The organism is Myxococcus sp. NMCA1 (assembly GCF_026810205.1).
GTDB lineage: Bacteria > Myxococcota > Myxococcia > Myxococcales > Myxococcaceae > Myxococcus > Myxococcus xanthus_A.
In genome coordinates this window covers 1,785,112-1,802,153 of sequence record NZ_CP113950.1, presented here as the reverse complement: position 1 = coordinate 1,802,153, position 17,042 = coordinate 1,785,112, and the positions used below count along the sequence as shown (strand labels likewise).

The 17,042-nt window shown below is 70.2% G+C and carries 16 protein-coding genes; 7 read left to right on the top strand and 9 right to left on the bottom strand.

Annotated elements, in window-relative coordinates; translation table 11 throughout:
• Positions 1–56: 56 nt before the first annotated feature.
• Both OZ403_RS07735 and OZ403_RS07730 read left to right on the top strand, forming a co-directional pair.
• Complete coding sequence (locus tag OZ403_RS07735; protein WP_237081769.1) at positions 57–863, top strand: hypothetical protein; 807 nt, start codon at positions 57–59, stop codon at positions 861–863.
• 54 nt (positions 864–917) lie between these two features.
• A complete protein-coding gene (locus OZ403_RS07730; protein ID WP_140788663.1) occupies positions 918–2,207 on the top strand; it encodes a pyridoxal phosphate-dependent aminotransferase in 1,290 nt (429 codons plus the stop codon).
• A gap of 59 nt (positions 2,208–2,266) precedes the next feature.
• Here the strand turns inward: OZ403_RS07730 and OZ403_RS07725 are convergent, their stop codons facing one another.
• Positions 2,267–2,872 carry an SAM-dependent methyltransferase gene (locus OZ403_RS07725; protein ID WP_140788661.1) on the bottom strand — a complete coding sequence of 202 codons (606 nt, stop codon included), beginning with the start codon at positions 2,870–2,872 and terminating at the stop codon, positions 2,267–2,269.
• Positions 2,869–4,266 (bottom strand): APC family permease, encoded by a 1,398-nt coding sequence (locus OZ403_RS07720; RefSeq protein WP_268783810.1) that lies wholly within the window; start codon positions 4,264–4,266, stop codon positions 2,869–2,871. The genes OZ403_RS07725 and OZ403_RS07720 overlap by 4 nt, the downstream gene beginning before the upstream one ends.
• A gap of 240 nt (positions 4,267–4,506) precedes the next feature.
• On the opposite strand from OZ403_RS07720, the gene OZ403_RS07715 reads away from it, so the two are divergent.
• Entirely contained in the window at positions 4,507–5,772 is a 1,266-nt protein-coding gene (locus OZ403_RS07715) for an MFS transporter (protein ID WP_140788657.1), read from the top strand.
• Positions 5,773–5,793: 21 nt separating this feature from the next.
• On the opposite strand, the gene OZ403_RS07710 is transcribed toward OZ403_RS07715, so the two are convergent.
• The 3 genes from OZ403_RS07710 to OZ403_RS07700 form a co-directional block, all read right to left on the bottom strand.
• On the bottom strand, positions 5,794–6,468 hold the full coding sequence (locus tag OZ403_RS07710) for a DNA-3-methyladenine glycosylase family protein (protein WP_140788655.1): 675 nt from the start codon (positions 6,466–6,468) through the stop codon (positions 5,794–5,796).
• 70 nt (positions 6,469–6,538) lie between these two features.
• Positions 6,539–7,027, bottom strand: a complete 489-nt coding sequence (locus OZ403_RS07705) for a hemerythrin domain-containing protein (RefSeq protein WP_140788653.1) — start codon at positions 7,025–7,027, stop codon at positions 6,539–6,541.
• A 54-nt stretch (positions 7,028–7,081) separates the two neighbouring features.
• Entirely contained in the window at positions 7,082–8,596 is a 1,515-nt protein-coding gene (locus OZ403_RS07700; protein WP_268783809.1) for an FAD-dependent oxidoreductase, read from the bottom strand.
• Positions 8,597–8,811: 215 nt separating this feature from the next.
• Between OZ403_RS07700 and OZ403_RS07695 the strand changes: the two genes are divergently transcribed.
• The 4 genes from OZ403_RS07695 to OZ403_RS07680 are packed head-to-tail and all read left to right on the top strand — an operon-like array spanning position 8,812 to position 12,362.
• Complete coding sequence (locus OZ403_RS07695; protein ID WP_140788648.1) at positions 8,812–9,003, top strand: hypothetical protein; 192 nt, start codon at positions 8,812–8,814, stop codon at positions 9,001–9,003.
• Positions 9,004–9,007: 4 nt separating this feature from the next.
• Complete coding sequence (locus OZ403_RS07690) at positions 9,008–11,113, top strand: PAS domain-containing sensor histidine kinase (protein ID WP_174258687.1); 2,106 nt, start codon at positions 9,008–9,010, stop codon at positions 11,111–11,113.
• Positions 11,110–11,520 carry a response regulator gene (locus OZ403_RS07685; protein ID WP_140788644.1) on the top strand — a complete coding sequence of 137 codons (411 nt, stop codon included), beginning with the start codon at positions 11,110–11,112 and terminating at the stop codon, positions 11,518–11,520. The genes OZ403_RS07690 and OZ403_RS07685 overlap by 4 nt, the downstream gene beginning before the upstream one ends.
• Positions 11,521–11,528: 8 nt before the next feature.
• Positions 11,529–12,362, top strand: a complete 834-nt coding sequence (locus OZ403_RS07680) for a GvpL/GvpF family gas vesicle protein (RefSeq protein ID WP_268783808.1) — start codon at positions 11,529–11,531, stop codon at positions 12,360–12,362.
• A 17-nt stretch (positions 12,363–12,379) separates the two neighbouring features.
• Here the strand turns inward: OZ403_RS07680 and OZ403_RS07675 are convergent, their stop codons facing one another.
• From OZ403_RS07675 to OZ403_RS07660, 4 genes are read right to left on the bottom strand one after another with little or no spacing between them, the layout of a single operon-like run.
• Positions 12,380–13,468: a hypothetical protein gene (locus tag OZ403_RS07675; RefSeq protein ID WP_268783807.1), complete on the bottom strand. Its 1,089-nt coding sequence runs from the start codon at positions 13,466–13,468 to the stop codon at positions 12,380–12,382.
• Positions 13,465–15,333, bottom strand: coding sequence for a Gldg family protein (locus OZ403_RS07670; RefSeq protein WP_268783806.1), 1,869 nt, complete (start codon positions 15,331–15,333; stop codon positions 13,465–13,467). The genes OZ403_RS07675 and OZ403_RS07670 overlap by 4 nt, the downstream gene beginning before the upstream one ends.
• The gene (locus OZ403_RS07665; protein WP_140788636.1) at positions 15,330–16,052 is read right to left on the bottom strand and encodes an ABC transporter permease; all 723 of its coding nucleotides are present in this window, start codon (positions 16,050–16,052) and stop codon (positions 15,330–15,332) included. The genes OZ403_RS07670 and OZ403_RS07665 overlap by 4 nt, the downstream gene beginning before the upstream one ends.
• Positions 16,049–16,978, bottom strand: coding sequence for an ABC transporter ATP-binding protein (locus tag OZ403_RS07660; RefSeq protein WP_268783805.1), 930 nt, complete (start codon positions 16,976–16,978; stop codon positions 16,049–16,051). Before OZ403_RS07660 ends, OZ403_RS07665 begins: the two co-directional genes overlap by 4 nt.
• Between the last annotated feature and the right edge of the window lie 64 nt (positions 16,979–17,042).

Below are 17,042 nucleotides of genomic sequence, written 5' to 3'. Positions count from 1 at the left end.
ACGGGGTATGACTCACCGCGAAGCCGCGGTGCCGTGCAACCCCTGGAGAAGCGCCCATGCGACGCATCACCTGTCTTGCCCTCACCTTCCTCGTCACTGCCTGTGGCGGCGGCGCCCCCACGCAGGAAGAAGTGGACGCCGCCCGTCAGCGCGTGGAGCGCGTGGTGGCGGCCTCGCATCAGGTGCGCGGCGCGCTGGAAGCCCTGGGCGTGCTGCCCGTGTACACCTGCGGTGAGCCTCGGCGCGCCTTCCTCAGCACCGCCGCGCATGACGTGCGCAAGCGGTGGGCCTGCGCCCGCGCCGCGGTGGAGCCCCATGACAGCGTAACGGACCGCGTGGTGCTCACCTTCGATGAAGGCGGCTGTGACGTGCACGGCCTGCGCTTCGCCGGCCAGGCCGCGTTCCTCTACCGCGGCGGCGAGGACCTCATGGAGGTGGAGGCGGACCTGCGCGGACTGACGGTGGACGGACACCCGCTCCAGGCGGAGGTGGGCTACGGCACCTGCGGCGACGAGACGCGCCTGTGGGCGGACGTGCAAGGCGGCGTCCCTGGACGGCAGGGCCACACGTTCCGCGTCGATGGCCGTGTGGGCATGCGAGCCGGCATGCCCGTGATTGGAGGCACGTCGCTGGTGCTGGATGGTCCGGGCGAGCTGACGGGCCCTCATGGCACCGACCGCCTCACGCTGACGGGGCTGCACTACGAGGTGGGCGAATACCTGCCGAAGGAAGGCACCGCGGTGCTGGAGACGGCGGACGGGCGGCGCGTGGAAGCCCGCTTCCAGCCCGTCCTGTGGCGCCTGGGCAAGGCCGAGGTGACGGTCGACGACCTGGAGCCGGTGACGGTGCCCATCGTCCGCTGAGCGGGCGCGCGGAGGCAGCGCGCACGGCGCGGACTTCCGCTAGGGTGTGACGCCGTGAGCGACGACGTTCCCCTTCCGGCATTCCGCGCCGTGCCCCGCACCGGCGTCATCTTCGTCACCGCCGAGGCCTCCCGCCGCGGCTACCGCTCCAGCGACCCGGAGTGGTGCAACCTGGGCCAGGGCCAGCCGGAGACGGGAGACCTCCCCGGCGCGCCGCCCCGGCTGAACCAGGTCACCATCGACGTGGCCGACATGGAGTACGCCCCCGTCGCCGGTCTCTGGGAGGTGCGCGAGTCCATCGCCAGCCTCTACAACCGGCTCTACCGCCGGGGCATGCCCAGCCAGTACAGCGCGGAGAACGTGAGCCTGTCCGGCGGTGGCCGCGCGGCGCTCACCCGCGCCGCGGCCAGCCTGGGCGCCGTCAACCTGGGCCACTTCCTGCCGGACTACACGGCCTACGAGGAGCTGCTGGACGTCTTCAAGGCGTTCACCGCCATCCCCATCCTCCTGGAGGGTGAGCGCGGCTATGCCTTCACCGCGGAGGACTTGCGGCGCGAGGTGCAGGGCCGCGGCCTGTCGGCGCTGCTCTTCTCCAACCCCTGCAACCCCACCGGCAAGCTGGTGCACGGCGAGGAGATGGCGCGCTGGGTGAGCGTGGCCCGCGAGCACGAGTGCTCGTTGCTCGTCGACGAGTTCTATTCACACTACATCTGGACGGGCCGCCCCGGGCACCTGCCGGTGGAGAGCGCCGCCCGCTACGTGGAGGACGTGAACAAGGACCCGGTGGTCTTGTTCGACGGCTTCACGAAGAACTGGCGCTACCCGGGCTGGCGCATGACGTGGACGGTGGGGCCGCGTCAGGTCATCGAGGCCGTCTCCAGCGCGGGCAGCTTCCTGGATGGCGGTGGCAGCCGGCCGCTCCAGCGCGCGGCGATTCAACTCCTCCAGGAGGAACCCGTGGTGGCGGAGACGATGGCCATCCACAACGCCTTCCGGGAGAAGCGGGACCGCTTCCACTCCCGGCTGGAGCGCATCGGCATCCGCACGGACCGCGCGCCGGACGGCACCTTCTATGTCTGGGGCAACGTGTCTGGACTGCCGCCGCCGCTCAACGACGGCATGGGCTTCTTCCGCGCCGCGCTGGACCAGAAAATCATCGCCGTGCCGGGTGAGTTCTTCGACGTGAATCCCGGCAAGCGCCGCGCGCGTCCCTCGCGCTTCCGCGGCTACGTGCGCCTGTCCTTTGGCCCCTCCATGGAGACGCTGGAGAAGGCCTTGTCGCGGTTGGAGGCCATGGTGCTCCACTACTCGCGCACGCCGGGTCAGCCGCCTCCGGCGCCCTGACGTGATGTGGCCCGGCCCCTCCACGCGAGGGTGCCGGGCCAGGGCGCCTCGAGCCGTGCTCAGCGGGGCGCGCCGCCCGTGCCGCGCTCGGGGACGACCCACAGATAGAGCGTCCGTCCCTCGCTCTGCACCGTCTTGGTCGGCGCCCAGTCCCCCATGTCGAAGCTGTGCGACACGATGCGCGTGCCTGGCTTCAGCTCCGAGAGCAGCTTGGACTTGAGCCGCTCGTTGACGGAGGGCAGCAGGTAGAGCGTCACCACCGACGCGTCACTGATGTCCGCGTCGAAGAGGTCTCCCTGGCGGAACTCCACCTTGTTCTTCACGCCCGCCTGGCTCGCGTTCTGGTTGGCCTCGGCGATGCGCTCCGGGTTGATGTCCACGCCCACGGCGTGCTTCGCCCCGTGCTTCTGGACAGCGGAGATGACGATGCGGCCGTCTCCGCTGCCCAAATCATAGACAGTGTCCCCGGGCTTCACGCCAGCCAATGCCAGCATCCCATCCACGGCACCTTCCGGCGTGGGGACGAAGGGAACGTCGGGTGCCTGAATCGCGCCGCCTGATGGGCCGCGAACCTGCACCGTCACCGTCTGCTGCGCCGTCGAGACACTCGCGGCGTTCGCGGCCATCCCCACCATGGACGCGAGAACCATCATCCTTCGCTTCATGTCGCCTCCTTCGTTCGTTGCAATCTGGGAGAAGAAGAGGCCTTGGGGGAGGCACCCTGCGAGCCCCTGCGGGTCCGCGCCGTCTCCACGGCGAGCAGCACGCCGCCCGTGGCCAGCACGGCCAGCCCCGCGAGCGCGCCCAGCCCGGTGAAGGCCAGGCTGGAATAGAGGACGTAGGCGCAGATGCCGATGAAGAGCAGCGGCGTGAGCGGATACAGCGGCACGCGGAACGGCCGTGGCGCATCCGGCTCGCGCACGCGCAGCACCATCAGCGACACGCCCGTCAGCAGGAAGAAGAGCCAGAAGACGGGCGCGGTGTACTCCACCATCGTCTCGAAGCCCTGACGCGTCAGCGTCCCCAGCCCCACCAACGCCAGGGAGATGGCCCCCTGCACCAGCAGCGCGCGGGACGGGCCATTGGACTTCGCGCGCCACTGCCCCAGCCCATTGAACAGCACGCTGTCCCGCCCGAAGGCATAGTGGGTCCGGGCCCCCGTCAGCACCGTGGCGTTGGCGGACGTCAGCGCGGAGATGGCGATGATGACGCTCAGCACCAGCGCGCCCCCGCTGCCCACCGCGCGCTGCATCAGGTCCGCGGCCACCGCCTCCGAACGCGCCATGCCTTCGAGCCCCAGGCCGCGCAGGTACGCCACGTTGACCAGCAGATACAGCGCCGTCACCAGCCCGATGCTCGCCAGCAGAGACCACGCAATGGCGCGCCGCGAACCCCGCACCTCCGAGGACAGGTACGCCACCTCGTTCCAGCCGCCGTACGTCAGCAGCACGAACACCATGGCCAGGCCCCAGGCGGTCCCCGACGACGCGGCCGGTGTCGGCGCCACCTCCGCGGGCACCAGAGCGGGCGTGAACAGCAGCCCCACGATGACGACAGCCCCCACTCCCAGAACCTCCAGGGCCGTGAGCAGGTTCTGCGTACGGGTCCCCTGCCGAAGTCCGGCGATATTCACCGCCGTCAGCCCCACCACCAGCGTGGCCGCGTAGACGGGCGACGAATACGGTCCCAGGGGGAAGAGCTGCGTGGCGTAGTCCCCGAAGACGAAGGCCAGCAGTGCGATGGAGCCGGTGGGGATGACGGTCAGCCGCGCCCACGCGAAGAGGAAGGCGGGCCCCTTGCCCAGGGCGCGGTACAGGTAGTGGTAGTCCCCGCCCGGGTGAGGCCAGGCGCTGGCCAGCTCCGCGTAACACAGCGCCCCCACCAGCGACGCGACACCGCCCAGCAGCCACGTGAGCAGCATGGCCTCACCACTGGCGGACTGCGCGGCCACCAGCGAGGGCGCCTTGAAGATGCCTGCCCCCAGGACGATGCCCACTGTAAGGGCCATCACATCCAGCACGCGCAATGACGGAGACGGCGCGGACTCACCACGCTTCAAGGCTTCGAATCCTGCTTGCTGCTCCTGCATGGTCACATGCTCCACGCGCCTCGGCAGCCTCCGCCGTCCGGCGCAAAATGAGGCCGGGTTCCGGCCGTGGGGAGGATGAGCCTAGAGACCGCCCCCTCCCCGTCCATGAGACGGAGGGCTCCTCTGCACTGCCGTGGACAGGGCTCCACATCCAGACTGGCGAGCGGACACTTCCTCGTTCCCGACATGGTGGCTCTATGCTGGGTATCAATGAGACTCCCGTCGTCCCGGCTCGCCCTGCTGTGCATGCTCTACTTCGTGCAGGGCCTGCCCTTCGGCTTCCAGGCCACCGCCCTGCCGGTGTACCTGCGCTCGCAGGGCGTCTCGCTGACCACCATTGGACTGCTCGGCGCGCTGTGGTTGCCCTGGGCCCTCAAGGCGCTCTGGGCGCCCCTGGTGGACCGGTATGGCTCGGCGCGCATCGGCCGGCGCAAGTCGTGGATTCTGCCGATGCAGGCGGGGCTCGCGGCCAGCTGCGCCGCGGCGGCGGTCGCGGCTTCACGGGACGCGCTCCCCGCCCTGCTGGCGCTCGTCTTCCTGATGAACCTGTTCGCCGCCACGCAGGACATCGCGGTGGATGGCTTCGCCGTGGACACCCTGCGCCCCAGTGAGCTGGGCCTGGGCAACACCGCGCAGGTGGTGGGCTACAAGCTGGGAATGCTGACGGGCGGCGGGCTCCTGGTGTGGGCCAGCGCGCGCATCGGCTGGTCCGGCCTCTTCGTCGCCATGGCGCTGCTGTGTCTGGCCGTCTTCACGGTGATGCTCTTCGTCCGGGAGTCTCCCCCCGAGGCGCATGCCACGCCGTCCACGCCCACCGCCCGGCAGGAGCCGGATTGGCGCGAGCTGTTCCAGCGGCTCAAGAAGGCGCTCCTGCTGCCGGGCGCGGGCTGGCTGCTGCTCTTCATCACCACGTACAAGCTGGGCGAGAGCATGTCCGACGTGCTCTTCAAGCCGTTCCTCGTCGACGCGGGCTTCACCGCCGCGCAGATTGGCCTGTGGGTGGGCACGTGGGGCACGGGCGCGTCCATTGCCGGCTCACTGGCCGGAGGACTGCTGGCCTCTCGCATGCCGCTGCTGGGCGCCGTGGGGCTCACCGCGTCCCTGCGGGTGATTCCCCTGGTGGGGCGGTGGCTGCTGGCCACGGGAGGCGTCACCGACGCGGGCGTCATCGGCGTCACCATGGCCGAGGAGTTCTTCGGCGGCGCCCTCACCACGGTGATGTTCGCCTTCATGATGTCGCGCGTGGACCGCCGCATCGGCGCCACGCACTACACGCTGCTCGCCAGCCTGGAGGTCTGGGGCAAGGCGCCCGCGGGCCCGCTCGCGGGCTGGCTCGCGGACCCGAAACACGGGCTCAACCTGGGCTACGCGCCCGTCTTCCTGCTGGGCATCGTCCTGTCCGTGGCCTTCCTGGTGCTGCTGGTGCCCATGCGGCGCCAGCGGCATGCCCCGAGCACCGCGCTCAACACCGCCTGAGGCCACAGCCCAGGAACGCTGTCAGCCCTCCACGGGCGGCGCGTCGGGGAGCTCCGCCGAGCGCCACATGTACCAGCTGGCCACCGAGCGCCAGGGCCTCCAGCGCTCGCCGTAAGCGAGCAGCGCCTTGGGCTTGGGCATCTCCGGCAGGCCATAGGCTTTCATGAAGCCCTTGCGCACGCCGTAGTCATCCACGGGCAGCACGTCGGGCCGCTCGAGTTGGAACATGAGCAGCATCTCCACCGTCCACTGGCCAATACCGCGCACCTGGGTGAAGTGCTCGATGAGCTCGGCGTCATCCATGCGCCGCACCTTGGCCAGCGGCGGCACGGTGCCGTCCAGTGTCTTGCGCGCCAGGTCCTGGAGCGCGGCCAGCTTGTTGGCGGACAGGCCCGCTTCGCGCAGCGACGTGTCCGGAACCGCGAGCAGCGCCTGGGGCGTGAACTTCCGTCCCGAGCCCACGCGCTCGCACACGCGACCGAAGATGGTAGCGGCCGCCTTGCCGTGGAGCTGCTGGTAGACGATGGACTCCGCCAGCGCGCCGAACGGGCTGTGCAGCGGACGCACCTGGAGGCGGAAGGGACCGACCTGCTTCATCAATGCGCCCAGCGTCGGGTCCGCGCGCGACAGGGCACGGCGGACCGAGGGCGTGTAGTAACTGGGGTATCGAATGACGTCGGGAGGAGGACGCGGCATGGGCGGCAGCCATGATGCCGCCGCCCAGCCCCCTTCACGCAACCCGATTCTTGCGGCAAGCCGCCGCCGCTCAAATCGGCGCGGCGTGCTCCGTCTCGGCGGGAACCTGGGTGCGAGGCTCGCCCTCCATGAGCTCCTCGAACTCCTGCTGCATCTGGACGCCCAGGTCCACGAGCTGCTCCTTGGACATGTGCTTGCGGACCTTCTTGAAGAGCTCGCCCTCTTCCTCTTCGACGTGGTGCTCAATCTGTTCCTGGAGCACCTGCATCTTCGCGTCGAACTCCTCGTCCGCCGGCTCCAGGTCCAGCAGGTCGGCGATGAGGCGCTTGGCGGACAGGTGTTCCTCGGCGGCCTCGCGCAGCAGGTCTTCCGTGTCCTGGGCCTTGGCCGCGGGATAGAAGTACTGCTCCTCGATGGAGGCGTGCGCGCTCAAGCGGTCGGAAATCATCTCGAAGAGTTCCTGGCGTTTCGCCTCCGCTCCCTCCGAGAGCTTCTCGTATTTCTTGAACAGCTTCTTCACCTCGTCGTGCTGCTGCGTCAACAGTTCGATAGCGTCCATGCGCGCCCTCTCCCGTGTGGATGATGTGTGTCGTGTTGAGGTGTGAAGACGTGCTCAGGTCAGCAGCTTCTTCGCCGGCAGGTCCTTCACGGCGGGGCCGTTGAGCACCTTGCCGGTGGGACTGAAGCGCCCCCCGTGACAGGGACAGTCCCAGGAGCGCTCCGCGCCGTTCCAGTGCACGTGGCAGCCCAGGTGCGTGCACACCGGGGACACCGCGTGCGTGGTGCCGTTCTCCGCGCGGTACACCGCGACCTTCTGTCCCGCGACCTCCAGGACCTTGCCCTCACCGGGCGCCACGTCCGCCAGCCGGTGCCCGTCCGGCCGTGACAGGCGGTCCGCGACGAAGTGGAAGGCGACCTCCGCGTTCTCCTGGAGAAAGTCCTTCGCGCCCGCCTGAGGCTTCACCCGCGTCGCCGAGTAGAGCGCGGCGAAGGGGTTCTGCCTGTCGAGGATGGCGTCGGAGAGAATCATCCCCGCCAGCGTGCCGAACGTCATGCCCGTGCCGGAGAAGCCGGTGGCCACGTACACGTGGCGGCTGGCCGTGTTGCGGCCGATGTACGCCAGCCCGTCCGCGGGCTCGATGACCTGGCCGGACCAGCGGTGGGTGATGTCCGTCACCGGGAAGCGCCGCAGCGTGTAGGCCTCCAGCGCGGCGTAGCGCCGGGCAGTGTCCTCGTCGGTGCCGACCTTGTGGTCCTCGCCGCCCACGATGACGTAGGTGCGCCCGTTCACCTGCTGCGTGCGGATGTAGTGATAGGGCTCCTGGCTGTCGTAGTACTGGCCCGGCTCCAGCGGCCCGTTGAGCGGCCCCGCCACCGCGTAGGTGCGGTAGGGGTAGAGCTTGGTGTGCATGGCCACGCGGTTGAGCGGCGTGGTGGTGGCCTCCACCACGGCCGCGGCGGTGACGGTGCCCCGGTCGGTGACTACGCGGCAGGGCGCGCCGTCGTGGACCTCCGTCACCCGCGTGTTCTCGAAGAGGTGGCTGCCATCGCCGGGAATCCGGTCCGCCAGCGCCAGCAGGTACTTGCGAGGATGGAAGAGCGCCTGGTCCTCCACCCGCAGGGCGCCCTTCACGGGATACGGCAAGGGCACGTCGTGGGTGAAGGTGGCCAGCAAGCCGGCCTCGCGCGCGGCGGTGACTTCGTGGTGCAGGTCGGCCAGTTCGCGCTCCGTCTCCGCGTAGCGGTACATGGGCACGCGCTGGAAGTCACAGTCGATGCCGAGCTCGTCGACCAGCGCGGCAATCTGCTCGATGGCCGCGCGGCTGGAGGACGCCGCGAGCTGGGCCCCCTTCTCACCGAAGTCGCGCCGCAGCGTGGCGTAGGGCGTGTCGAGCACCTCGGTGAGGTGCGCGGTCGTCTGGCCCGTCTGCCCCGACAGGATGCGGTGCATGTCCAGCACCGCCACGCGCTTGCCAGCGCGCTTCAGGAGCCACGCCGTGGTCAGCCCGGCCATCCCCCCGCCGATGATGGCCACGTCCACCGTCACGTCACCCGGCAGCGCCGGGAAGTCGCGCGGGGGGGCCGTCACCGTCCAAAGCGACCTGTGCGCCCGCTGCTCGTCGTCCATGGCCCAAGGCTAGGAACGGCGCCCCGGAGCGATAAGCCACGGGAGCGGACCTCATGGCTGGCTGCCTACCCAGCTTCGAGACGTTGCAGATGTACACGAGCGAACACTGCCGGCCCTCTCGTGTTCGCAAATCACGGTGCGGGCAAGCCTGTTCTGGGGCGGCTCGCCGACGCGCGTTACAAAAACCCGGCCCCAGGAGCCGAGGAGCTTCGACGATGCCCGTGGAAAGATTGGCTGGAAGCGCCAGCCTCGTCGACGTCCTGGACCGGGTGCTGGGCCGGGGTCTGCGCTGGGACACGAACGTCCACGAGCAGGCGCTCCAGGACTGGCCACCCGCGTCCACACGCACCATCGTGGTGAAGTTCGTGGAGGTGCGAACGCCCACCCCTCATTCCCGCGGAGCCTGACGCAGTGGCCCCCCCCGCCGCACTGCCCACCCCAACGCCCGAGCCAGACGTCGAAGCACGGCTCGCCCTGGCCGAGCAACTGCTCGCCTGCGACGAGCCACGTCTGTGCGCGCGGCACGTGGTGGCGTGGCTCACCCGCGAGCGGCCGTCGGACGTCGCCGCCTGCCTCGCGCGCGACAGCGGCACGGGAGGGTGGGTCTGCCTCGCGGCCCGCAACCTCTCCGAGGCCCAGCGCGACGCCCTGGCGTTCCAGCCCGGTGAGGCCTCCCATCCCCTGGCGGAGACCCTGACGCAGGGGGCACCTCGCTTCTTCGCCACCCCCTGGGCCCCACTTCCGGCCGTGGGGTGCATCGCGGTGCCCCTGGGCCGTCCCGGAGCGCCCGCTGCGGGCCTGCTGCTGCTGTCCGCGGACGGCCCCACGCTGACGCCGGACGCCGCCTGGGTGAGCGCGCACGTCGGCCCCCGGCTGGCCGCCATGCTGCCCACGGAGCGCCGCGAGGTGGCGGGCGGCGAGCTGCTCCGTCGCATCATCGACACCGTGGCGGACCCCGTGCTGCTGACGGACCTGGAGGGGCGGCCCCACATCGCCAACGCCCGCGCGGAGGTGCTGCTGGTGGCGGGGCCGGATGCGAGCGAAGGCCGCCGCCGGGCGACGGAGCTCAACCGGCAGGTGTTCTCCTCCGCGCTGGCCAGCTTCGCCAGCGGTGACACATCCACCGTACGCCGCCGGGAAGTCCCGCTGGTGGACCCGGTGGAGGGAATCGACCTGCTCTTCGAGGTCGTCAGCACGCCCGTGCTCGAGCCGGATGGCCGCGAGGCCCTGGTGAGTGTGCTGCGCAACGTGACGGACCTGGGCCGCGCCACCCAGGCGCTGGGGGAGAGCTACCGGCGCCTGCGCGCCACGGAGCGGGAGGCCCGCAGCGAGCGCCACCGGCTGGACCGCGTGCTGGACTCCGTGCCGGACCCCCTCATCCTGTCCGACCCGGCGGGCGGCATGGTGATGATGAACGGCCCGGCGGAGAAGCTCTTCGCCACGCACCCCGACAGTGGAGAGGCGGCGCTGCGGCGGCTGCGCTCCAACAACGCGAGCTTCTCGTCGTTCCTCGCCAACCTGCTGGACGCGGAGGGCCGGCCCCGCTGGCGCGGGCAGCTCGGGCTGTTGGACCCGGCCACGGGCGCCACGCTCCCCATGGAGGCCGTGGCCAGCAAGGTCCTGGGCGACTCCGGTGAGCTGACGGGCATCGTCACCCTCTTCCACGACCGCAGCGAGGCGCTGGAGAAGGCGCGGCTGTTGGAGCGGGTGAAGGAAGGCTCCGTCCACCTGGAGGCGCGCGTGCAGGCCGCCACCGCGGAGCTGGCCGAACAGAACGAGATGCTGCGCCGGCAGGCCATCCAGGTGGAGCAGGCCAGCGCGGCCAAGTCCCAGTTCCTGGCCAACATGTCCCACGAGTTCCGCACGCCGCTCAACGCCATCCTCGGCTACACGAACATGCTGCTGCAGGGCGTGTCCGGCGAACTGAACCCGGCGCAGAAACGGAACCTCACGCGCATCGACTCCAACGGCAGACACCTGCTGGAGGTCATCAACGAGATTCTGGACATCACCCGCATCGAAGCGGGCCGCATGCCCTTGAACCTGTCGGACTTCGGCATCCCGGAGCTGCTCCAGGAGGTGATGGCGGAGATGGACCCCATCATCGCGCGCAGCAAGCTGACGGTGAGCGCCCACCTCGGCCCGCGCGTGCCGGCTGTGTACAGTGACCGGCAGAAGGTGAAACAAATCGTCCTCAACCTCCTGTCGAATGCGTTGAAGTTCACGCACGAAGGTTCAGTGCAGGTGCAGGCGGAGTACGTGGCTGCTACGTCCACGCTCACCATCTCCGTGACGGACACGGGCATTGGCATCGACCCAGCGAACCAGGAAAAAATCTTCGAGGACTTCCAGCAGGTGGACAGTTCTCCGACCCGGGCCTATGGAGGCACCGGGCTGGGGCTCTCCATCTGCCGGCGCCTGGCGGCCATGCTGGGGGGACGCGTCACCCTCCAGAGCACCCAGGGCGAGGGTTCGACATTCACCCTGCACTTCCCCCGACGCGCGAGGCGCGCATGACGAACCCATCTGAGACCCCGAAGCCCCTCGTGCTCGTCGTAGACGACTATCAAGATGCCCGGGAGATGTACGCCGAGTACCTGGAGTTCTCGGGCTTTCGCGTCGCCGAGGCGAAGAACGGCCAGGAGGCGCTGGACAAGGCCTTCGAGCTGCGGCCCGACATCATCCTCATGGACCTGTCGCTGCCCATCATGGACGGCTGGGAGGCGACACGGCGGCTGAAGGGCGACGACCGCACGCGCGCCATCCCAGTGGTGGCACTCACCGGCCATGCGATGACGGGGCAGTCCGACGAAGCCAAGGGCGCGGGCTGCGACTCCTTCGTCACCAAGCCCTGCCTGCCGGACGCGCTGGTGGATGAAGTCCGCCGCGTGCTCGCCACCCACGGAGGCGCATCGGCGAGGTGAAGCGCACCATGTCCCGGACGACACGGCCCCGGAAGGGCGCGGCTCACGGCGACAGCCGCACGGCCCAGGTCGCCCGGCCTTCGCCTCCCACGGCGGAGACGGTGACGCCCGACGGGCTCCGGTATCTCTACGGCATCGTCCGTGCCACCGCGGCCCTGGACGTCGGGCGTATCGGCTTGGGCGCCGTTCCATCACAGGTGTACGCGGTTAGCGAGGCCGGCCTTGCCGCCATGGTGTCCGTGGCCCCCGGCCGCGTGGTGGACCCGACGCGGGCGAACCTGCTCGGGCACCAGCGCGTCACCGAAACCCTGCTCCGTGAGCACACCGTGCTCCCCGTGGCCTTCGGCACCGTCATGGCGTCCGAGGCCCAGGTACGCGCTGTCCTGCGCACGGCCCATGGCGAACTGTCCGGCGTGCTGGACGCGCTGGAGGGCAAGGTGGAGCTGGGCCTGAAGGTGCTCTGGCACCGCGAGCACCTCGCCCAGCGGTTGGTGCTGGAAGACGCCCAGCTTCACCGGCGCGATGATGAGCCGGAGGCCGAGCACGAGCGCCGCTTGGAGGCCGCCGTCGAGGACCGCGCCGGGCGTGACATGCGGGCACTGCTGGAAGGCCTGCGCCCCCGTGCCGCCGCCACGCGCGAGCTTCCCCCCGTAGGAGAGCGGATGCTGCTCAACGCGGCCTTCCTCGTCGAGCAGGCACGGCTGGAGTCCTTCGAGGAGAAGGTCCGCTCCCTGGCCGCGCGCTCGGACACGTACTCATTCCGCTTCACCGGCCCCTGGGCGCCGTACAGCTTCGTGGACGTGCACCTGGGCCTGCGTGACGAGGGCGCGGTGGGGACCTGAGTCCAGGTCCCCGCGCGTCACTTCCCTGAAGCGGCGGACACGGGCGCCGTCACCCTCGCCGCCTCTTCCGCCAACGCGTCAATCCCGGCGTGGAGCCGGGCCCAGCCCGAGGTGTGCTCGGTCCGGGCGTAGAAGCCACCCTCGCCCTTCGCCACCATGACGTGGCCAACGGCCCGCCCCGCGCGCAGGTAGTCCACACGGAAGGCCTCCTGCGGCTCGCCCCCAGGGAGCGGCTCGTCGCGGCCGAGCAGGTCCACCGGCATCATCCGCCACACGCGGTCATGCCAGTTGCGCGCGAAGTCGTCCGGCCGCTCCGGTGCGTCCTCCGGCGCCAAGACGACCGGGCCGGGCGCCTTGCCCGTGGCCCGGAAGGCACGGGTGGCGCCACCCGCGCTGATGGTCACCGCGTCGAAGTCTCCCAGGTCGAAGGTGTGCAGCCGGCGGTCCACCAGACGGCTGTTCGCGTTCTCCAGGTCCGGCAGCATCGCCGGGCCCAGCAGGTACACGCGGCCGTCCTCCTCGCTGCGCAGGTACGGCGTCCCCCATCCGCCCGAAGGCGACGCCAGGGCGAACACACGCGCCTTGCCGCCCACCGTCAGCGTCAGCTTGCGCGGAGACGTGGCCAGGCCGACCTCCTCCAGCTTCTTCGCGTCCAGCTCACCCAGCGCCCGCATGGCGCGCATGGGCGCGAAGCGGGAGAACAGCTTGTCCGCCACCTCGTTGGCGCGCAGCTCGCGCGGCGGAGGCGGTTCCTCGCGCACGGCCACCGGCGGCAGTCCCCCGGCGGCGCCGGTACCCGCGTCCGTGCCCACCGCCGCGGTGGCCACGCCCGCGTCGGTGGCGCCCGCATTCGCACCGCCGGAGGCCGCCCTGGAGGCCTTGTAGCCCAGACGCACCCAGAGTCGGTCCCGCCCACTGGCATCGCGGAACACGTCCACGAAGCGAGAGTCGTCCTCGTAGCGGATGCTGTCCAGCGCGCGCGCCGGGACATCCACCACCGTGACTTCACCCGGGCCCGCGGAGGGCTCGCGCTGCCAGACGACGAACGCCGCGAGCAACGCGGCCGCCGCCAGGGCCCCTTGGAGGGCCAGGTCCCGAACCTTCATCGCTCACCTCCCGCCACCGCGGGGCGAGGCGCGCGGCGTCCCCGCCGGCGCGTCGTCACGAAGCCCACCGCCAGCACCAGGGCTGGCCCCAGGAACACCGTCGCGTAGAACCAGAGGACGTCCTGCTCCCGCGTGTGCTGGATGGGCGTGTCTTCCTCCGAGGACACGGCGCCGGAGATGGACTCCTCACCGGTGAGCCACCGCAGCGTGTCCACCGCGAGGTACGCGTTGCCCATGTTGCCCATCAGCAAGTCACTCACCGCGTCCGCGTCCGCCATCACCACGGCGCGCATCGACTCCTGGCCGGCCGGCGCGGGCTTCTCCACCGCGATGACCAGGGGCCAGGGCCGCCGCGTCTCGCCCGCGTCCAACGTGAAGTTGCCATTGGCGTCCGCGAAGGTGGCGCCGTGCGCGCGCACCGACACGTCCTGCGCGAGGCCTCCCGGCAACGGCTGAAGCTGCTCCAGGGCGCCCGCGCTCAGGAAGACAGCCGGCGCCTGTCCCGCCAACGACGACAGCGACGTGACGGACGGGTGCGAGGAGAACGTCGCCGTGCCCAGGTTGCCGCGGTCGCTCTGCTGCCGCGACGTGCGGAAGTACACCTGGTCATTGGCCAGCGGCGTCTTGAGGTACTTCAGGCCCAGGGGCTCCAGCAGCGGCTGGAAGTCCGGCCCCTCTGGCTCCAGCGCCAGCCACAGCCGGCCGCCGCGCGCGGAGTACTCGCGCAGGGCATTCAGCTCCTCGGGGAGGAACGCCTGCGTCGGGCCCGCCACCACCACCACGGAGGCGTCACGCGGCACCTCGGTGCCCAGGCCCTCGGAGACACCGAGCGGCCGCACGTCCACGTTCTGCGCGCGCAGCAACTCCTTCAGCGTCTCCACGGACGGGCGGGTCGTCTCGCCCGGCACCGCTCGCGACTCGGCGCGCTCACCGTGGCCGGACGTGAAGTAGACGACCCGGCGGGGCCTGGCCACCGTCAGCAGGCGGCGCTGGACCTCCTGGTCCAACCGCTGGAGTTGGCCGCGCGCCCGCTCGATTTCCAGGCCCACCGTGAGCGGCTCCTTCCGGTCGCCGCGAGCCAGGACGATGGTGCCGTTGTTGTGGACGCCCAGCGACTTCGCCCGAGTCGGCTCCACCGCCTGGTCCAGCCGCACCACGTTGAGCAGGCCCGGACTCTCCACCGCCAGGTCGCGGAAGTACTGCCCCACCGCTTCGCCCACCTCGTTCGCGGGTGGGAAGAAGAGCGTCACCTGGAGCGGCTCATTGAGCCCGCGAATCACCTTGCGCGTGCCGTCGCCTGGCTTCGCTGTGCGGAAGTAGGACAGGTCCCACGTCACGTCTGCCTGGGTGGCGACGAACATGGACGCGAAGGCGAAGACGAGCACGAAGGCCAACCCCAGCCCGGAGTACAACGCGCTGCGGACACGGCCCGTCTCCAGCACCGGCGCGCGCGTCATCGCCGCGGCGGCGACCTCCATCATCGCCAGCGGCAGCAAGCAGCACGCGAGCAACGCCGGGAAGAGCGCCGCCAGCGACACCGCCAGCCGAGGCGCCCTCTGGGACAGGGGTCCACCGAAGAGTCCGGTGCCCACGTCCGCCTGGACGAAGTAGAGCCCCAGGGCCAGGAGGCCCACGCCGTAGAGGCCTGACACCCACGCCTCGACTGCACGCCGGTCCGCGCTGGCCGACCGCATGCGCGCGAAGCGCCAGACCAGAGCGCCCACCGCCACCGCGACGCCCAGGCCAGACAAGACGGTGCGGCCCATGCCGATGCCAAAGAGCCGCTCACCGAGGAAGACCGCCAGCAGGCCCGAGACGAAGGCCAGCGTCACGGGGAGCCCCCCGCTCGAAGGACGCGCGCTCATCGCCACCTCCGCGCCTCGAGCACCCGCGTGGCCGCGAACAGCGCCACGTAGGTGACCACGAGGTAGTAGACGACGTCACGCACGTGGATGAGCCCCGCCTGGAACGGCGGGAAGTGCTGATTCCACAGCGACATCGCACTGAAGACATCCGCCAGCGGCTGCTCGGTGATGCGCGCCAGCAGCCAGCACAGGATGAGGGCCACCAGCATCACCGCGGACGTAATCGCCGCGAGCAACTGGTTGCGCGCCAGCGCCGAGCCGAACGTCCCCACCGCCAGCGACGCGCTGCCCAGCAACAGCAGGCCGAAGTACCCCGCCGCCACGTGCCCGAAGGACACCTTGCCGTTCACCAGCACCAACAGCGGCATGTAGACGGTGCACAGGAGGTACAGCGCGAGGAAGGCCAATCCCGCGAGGAACTTGCCCAGGACGATGTCCCGGTCGCGTAGCGGTGACGAGTACAGCAACGACAGCGTGCCCGTCTGGCGCTCCTCCGCCAGCAGACGCATGGAGATGAAGACCGAGGCGACGACGGTGAAGCCGCTCGAGTAATAGAAGAACTGAGACAGCACCTCGGCGGAGCGCTTGCTGGCGCCGCCCAGGGCATACGCGTTGAAGAACAAGCCGTTCAACGCGAGGATGACCGCGATGATGACGTAACCGCTGAGCGTGCGCAGGTACGCGGACAGCTCGCGGCGGGCGATGAGCAGCGCTTTCACGCGCGCACCTCCTGGCCGTGTGTCAGCCGCAGGAAGATGGATTCGAGCTGACCGGCGCCCTGGTCCAGCCGCAACAAGTCCAGGCCCGCGCCCACCACCGCCTGCGCCACCAGGGGTCGCTGGTCGGGAGAGGCCCGCACCGTCAGCGCCACCAGGCCGTCCGACGCGCGGTCCACCTCCACCGTGCCAAAGCGCTGGAGCACCTCCACCGCGCGCGCCTTGTCGCCGCGCACCTCCAGCTCGATGGTGCCCCGGCCGCCCATCTTCGCCGCCAGTTCCTCCTCCGTGCCCTGCGCCACCAACATCCCCTTGTGGATGATGAGCAGCCGGTCACACGTCTGGGAGATTTCCGGGAGGATGTGGCTGGAAACGAGCACCGTGTGCGCGCCCTTCAACCCGCGGATGACGTCGCGCATCTCCACGATTTGCCGGGGGTCGAGCCCGCTGGTGGGCTCATCGAGGATGAGCAGGGCGGGCTTGTGCACCAGCGCCTGCGCCACGCCCACGCGCTGGCGGTAGCCGTGACTGAGCGTGGAGATGAGCTCACCGTGGACGTCACGCAGGCCCGTCTTCTCCTCGGCCTCGCCCACGCGGCTGGCGGTGTCCCGGGACGTGACGCCGCGAAGCTGCGCGACGTAGGTCAAGTACTCACCCACTGTCATCTCGTCGTAGAGCGGAGGCACGTCCGGCAGGTAGCCGATGCGCTGGCGGACCTCGTGGGCATTGCTCACCACGTCATGGCCGTCGATGACGACACGCCCCGAGGTCGGCAGCAGCACGCACCCCAGGACCTTCAGCGTCGTCGATTTTCCAGCGCCATTGAGGCCCAGTAAGCCAATGACTTCTCCCTGGCTGATGGTGAAGGCCAGGTCCCGGATCGCCGCGTGCTCACCGTAGTATTTGGTCAGCCCTTCGACCTGAATCATCAGGAGTCCTCTCCCCTTCGAAAGCGTCGTTCCTTCTGTCGCAGCGGAGGGGATTGTCAAGCGC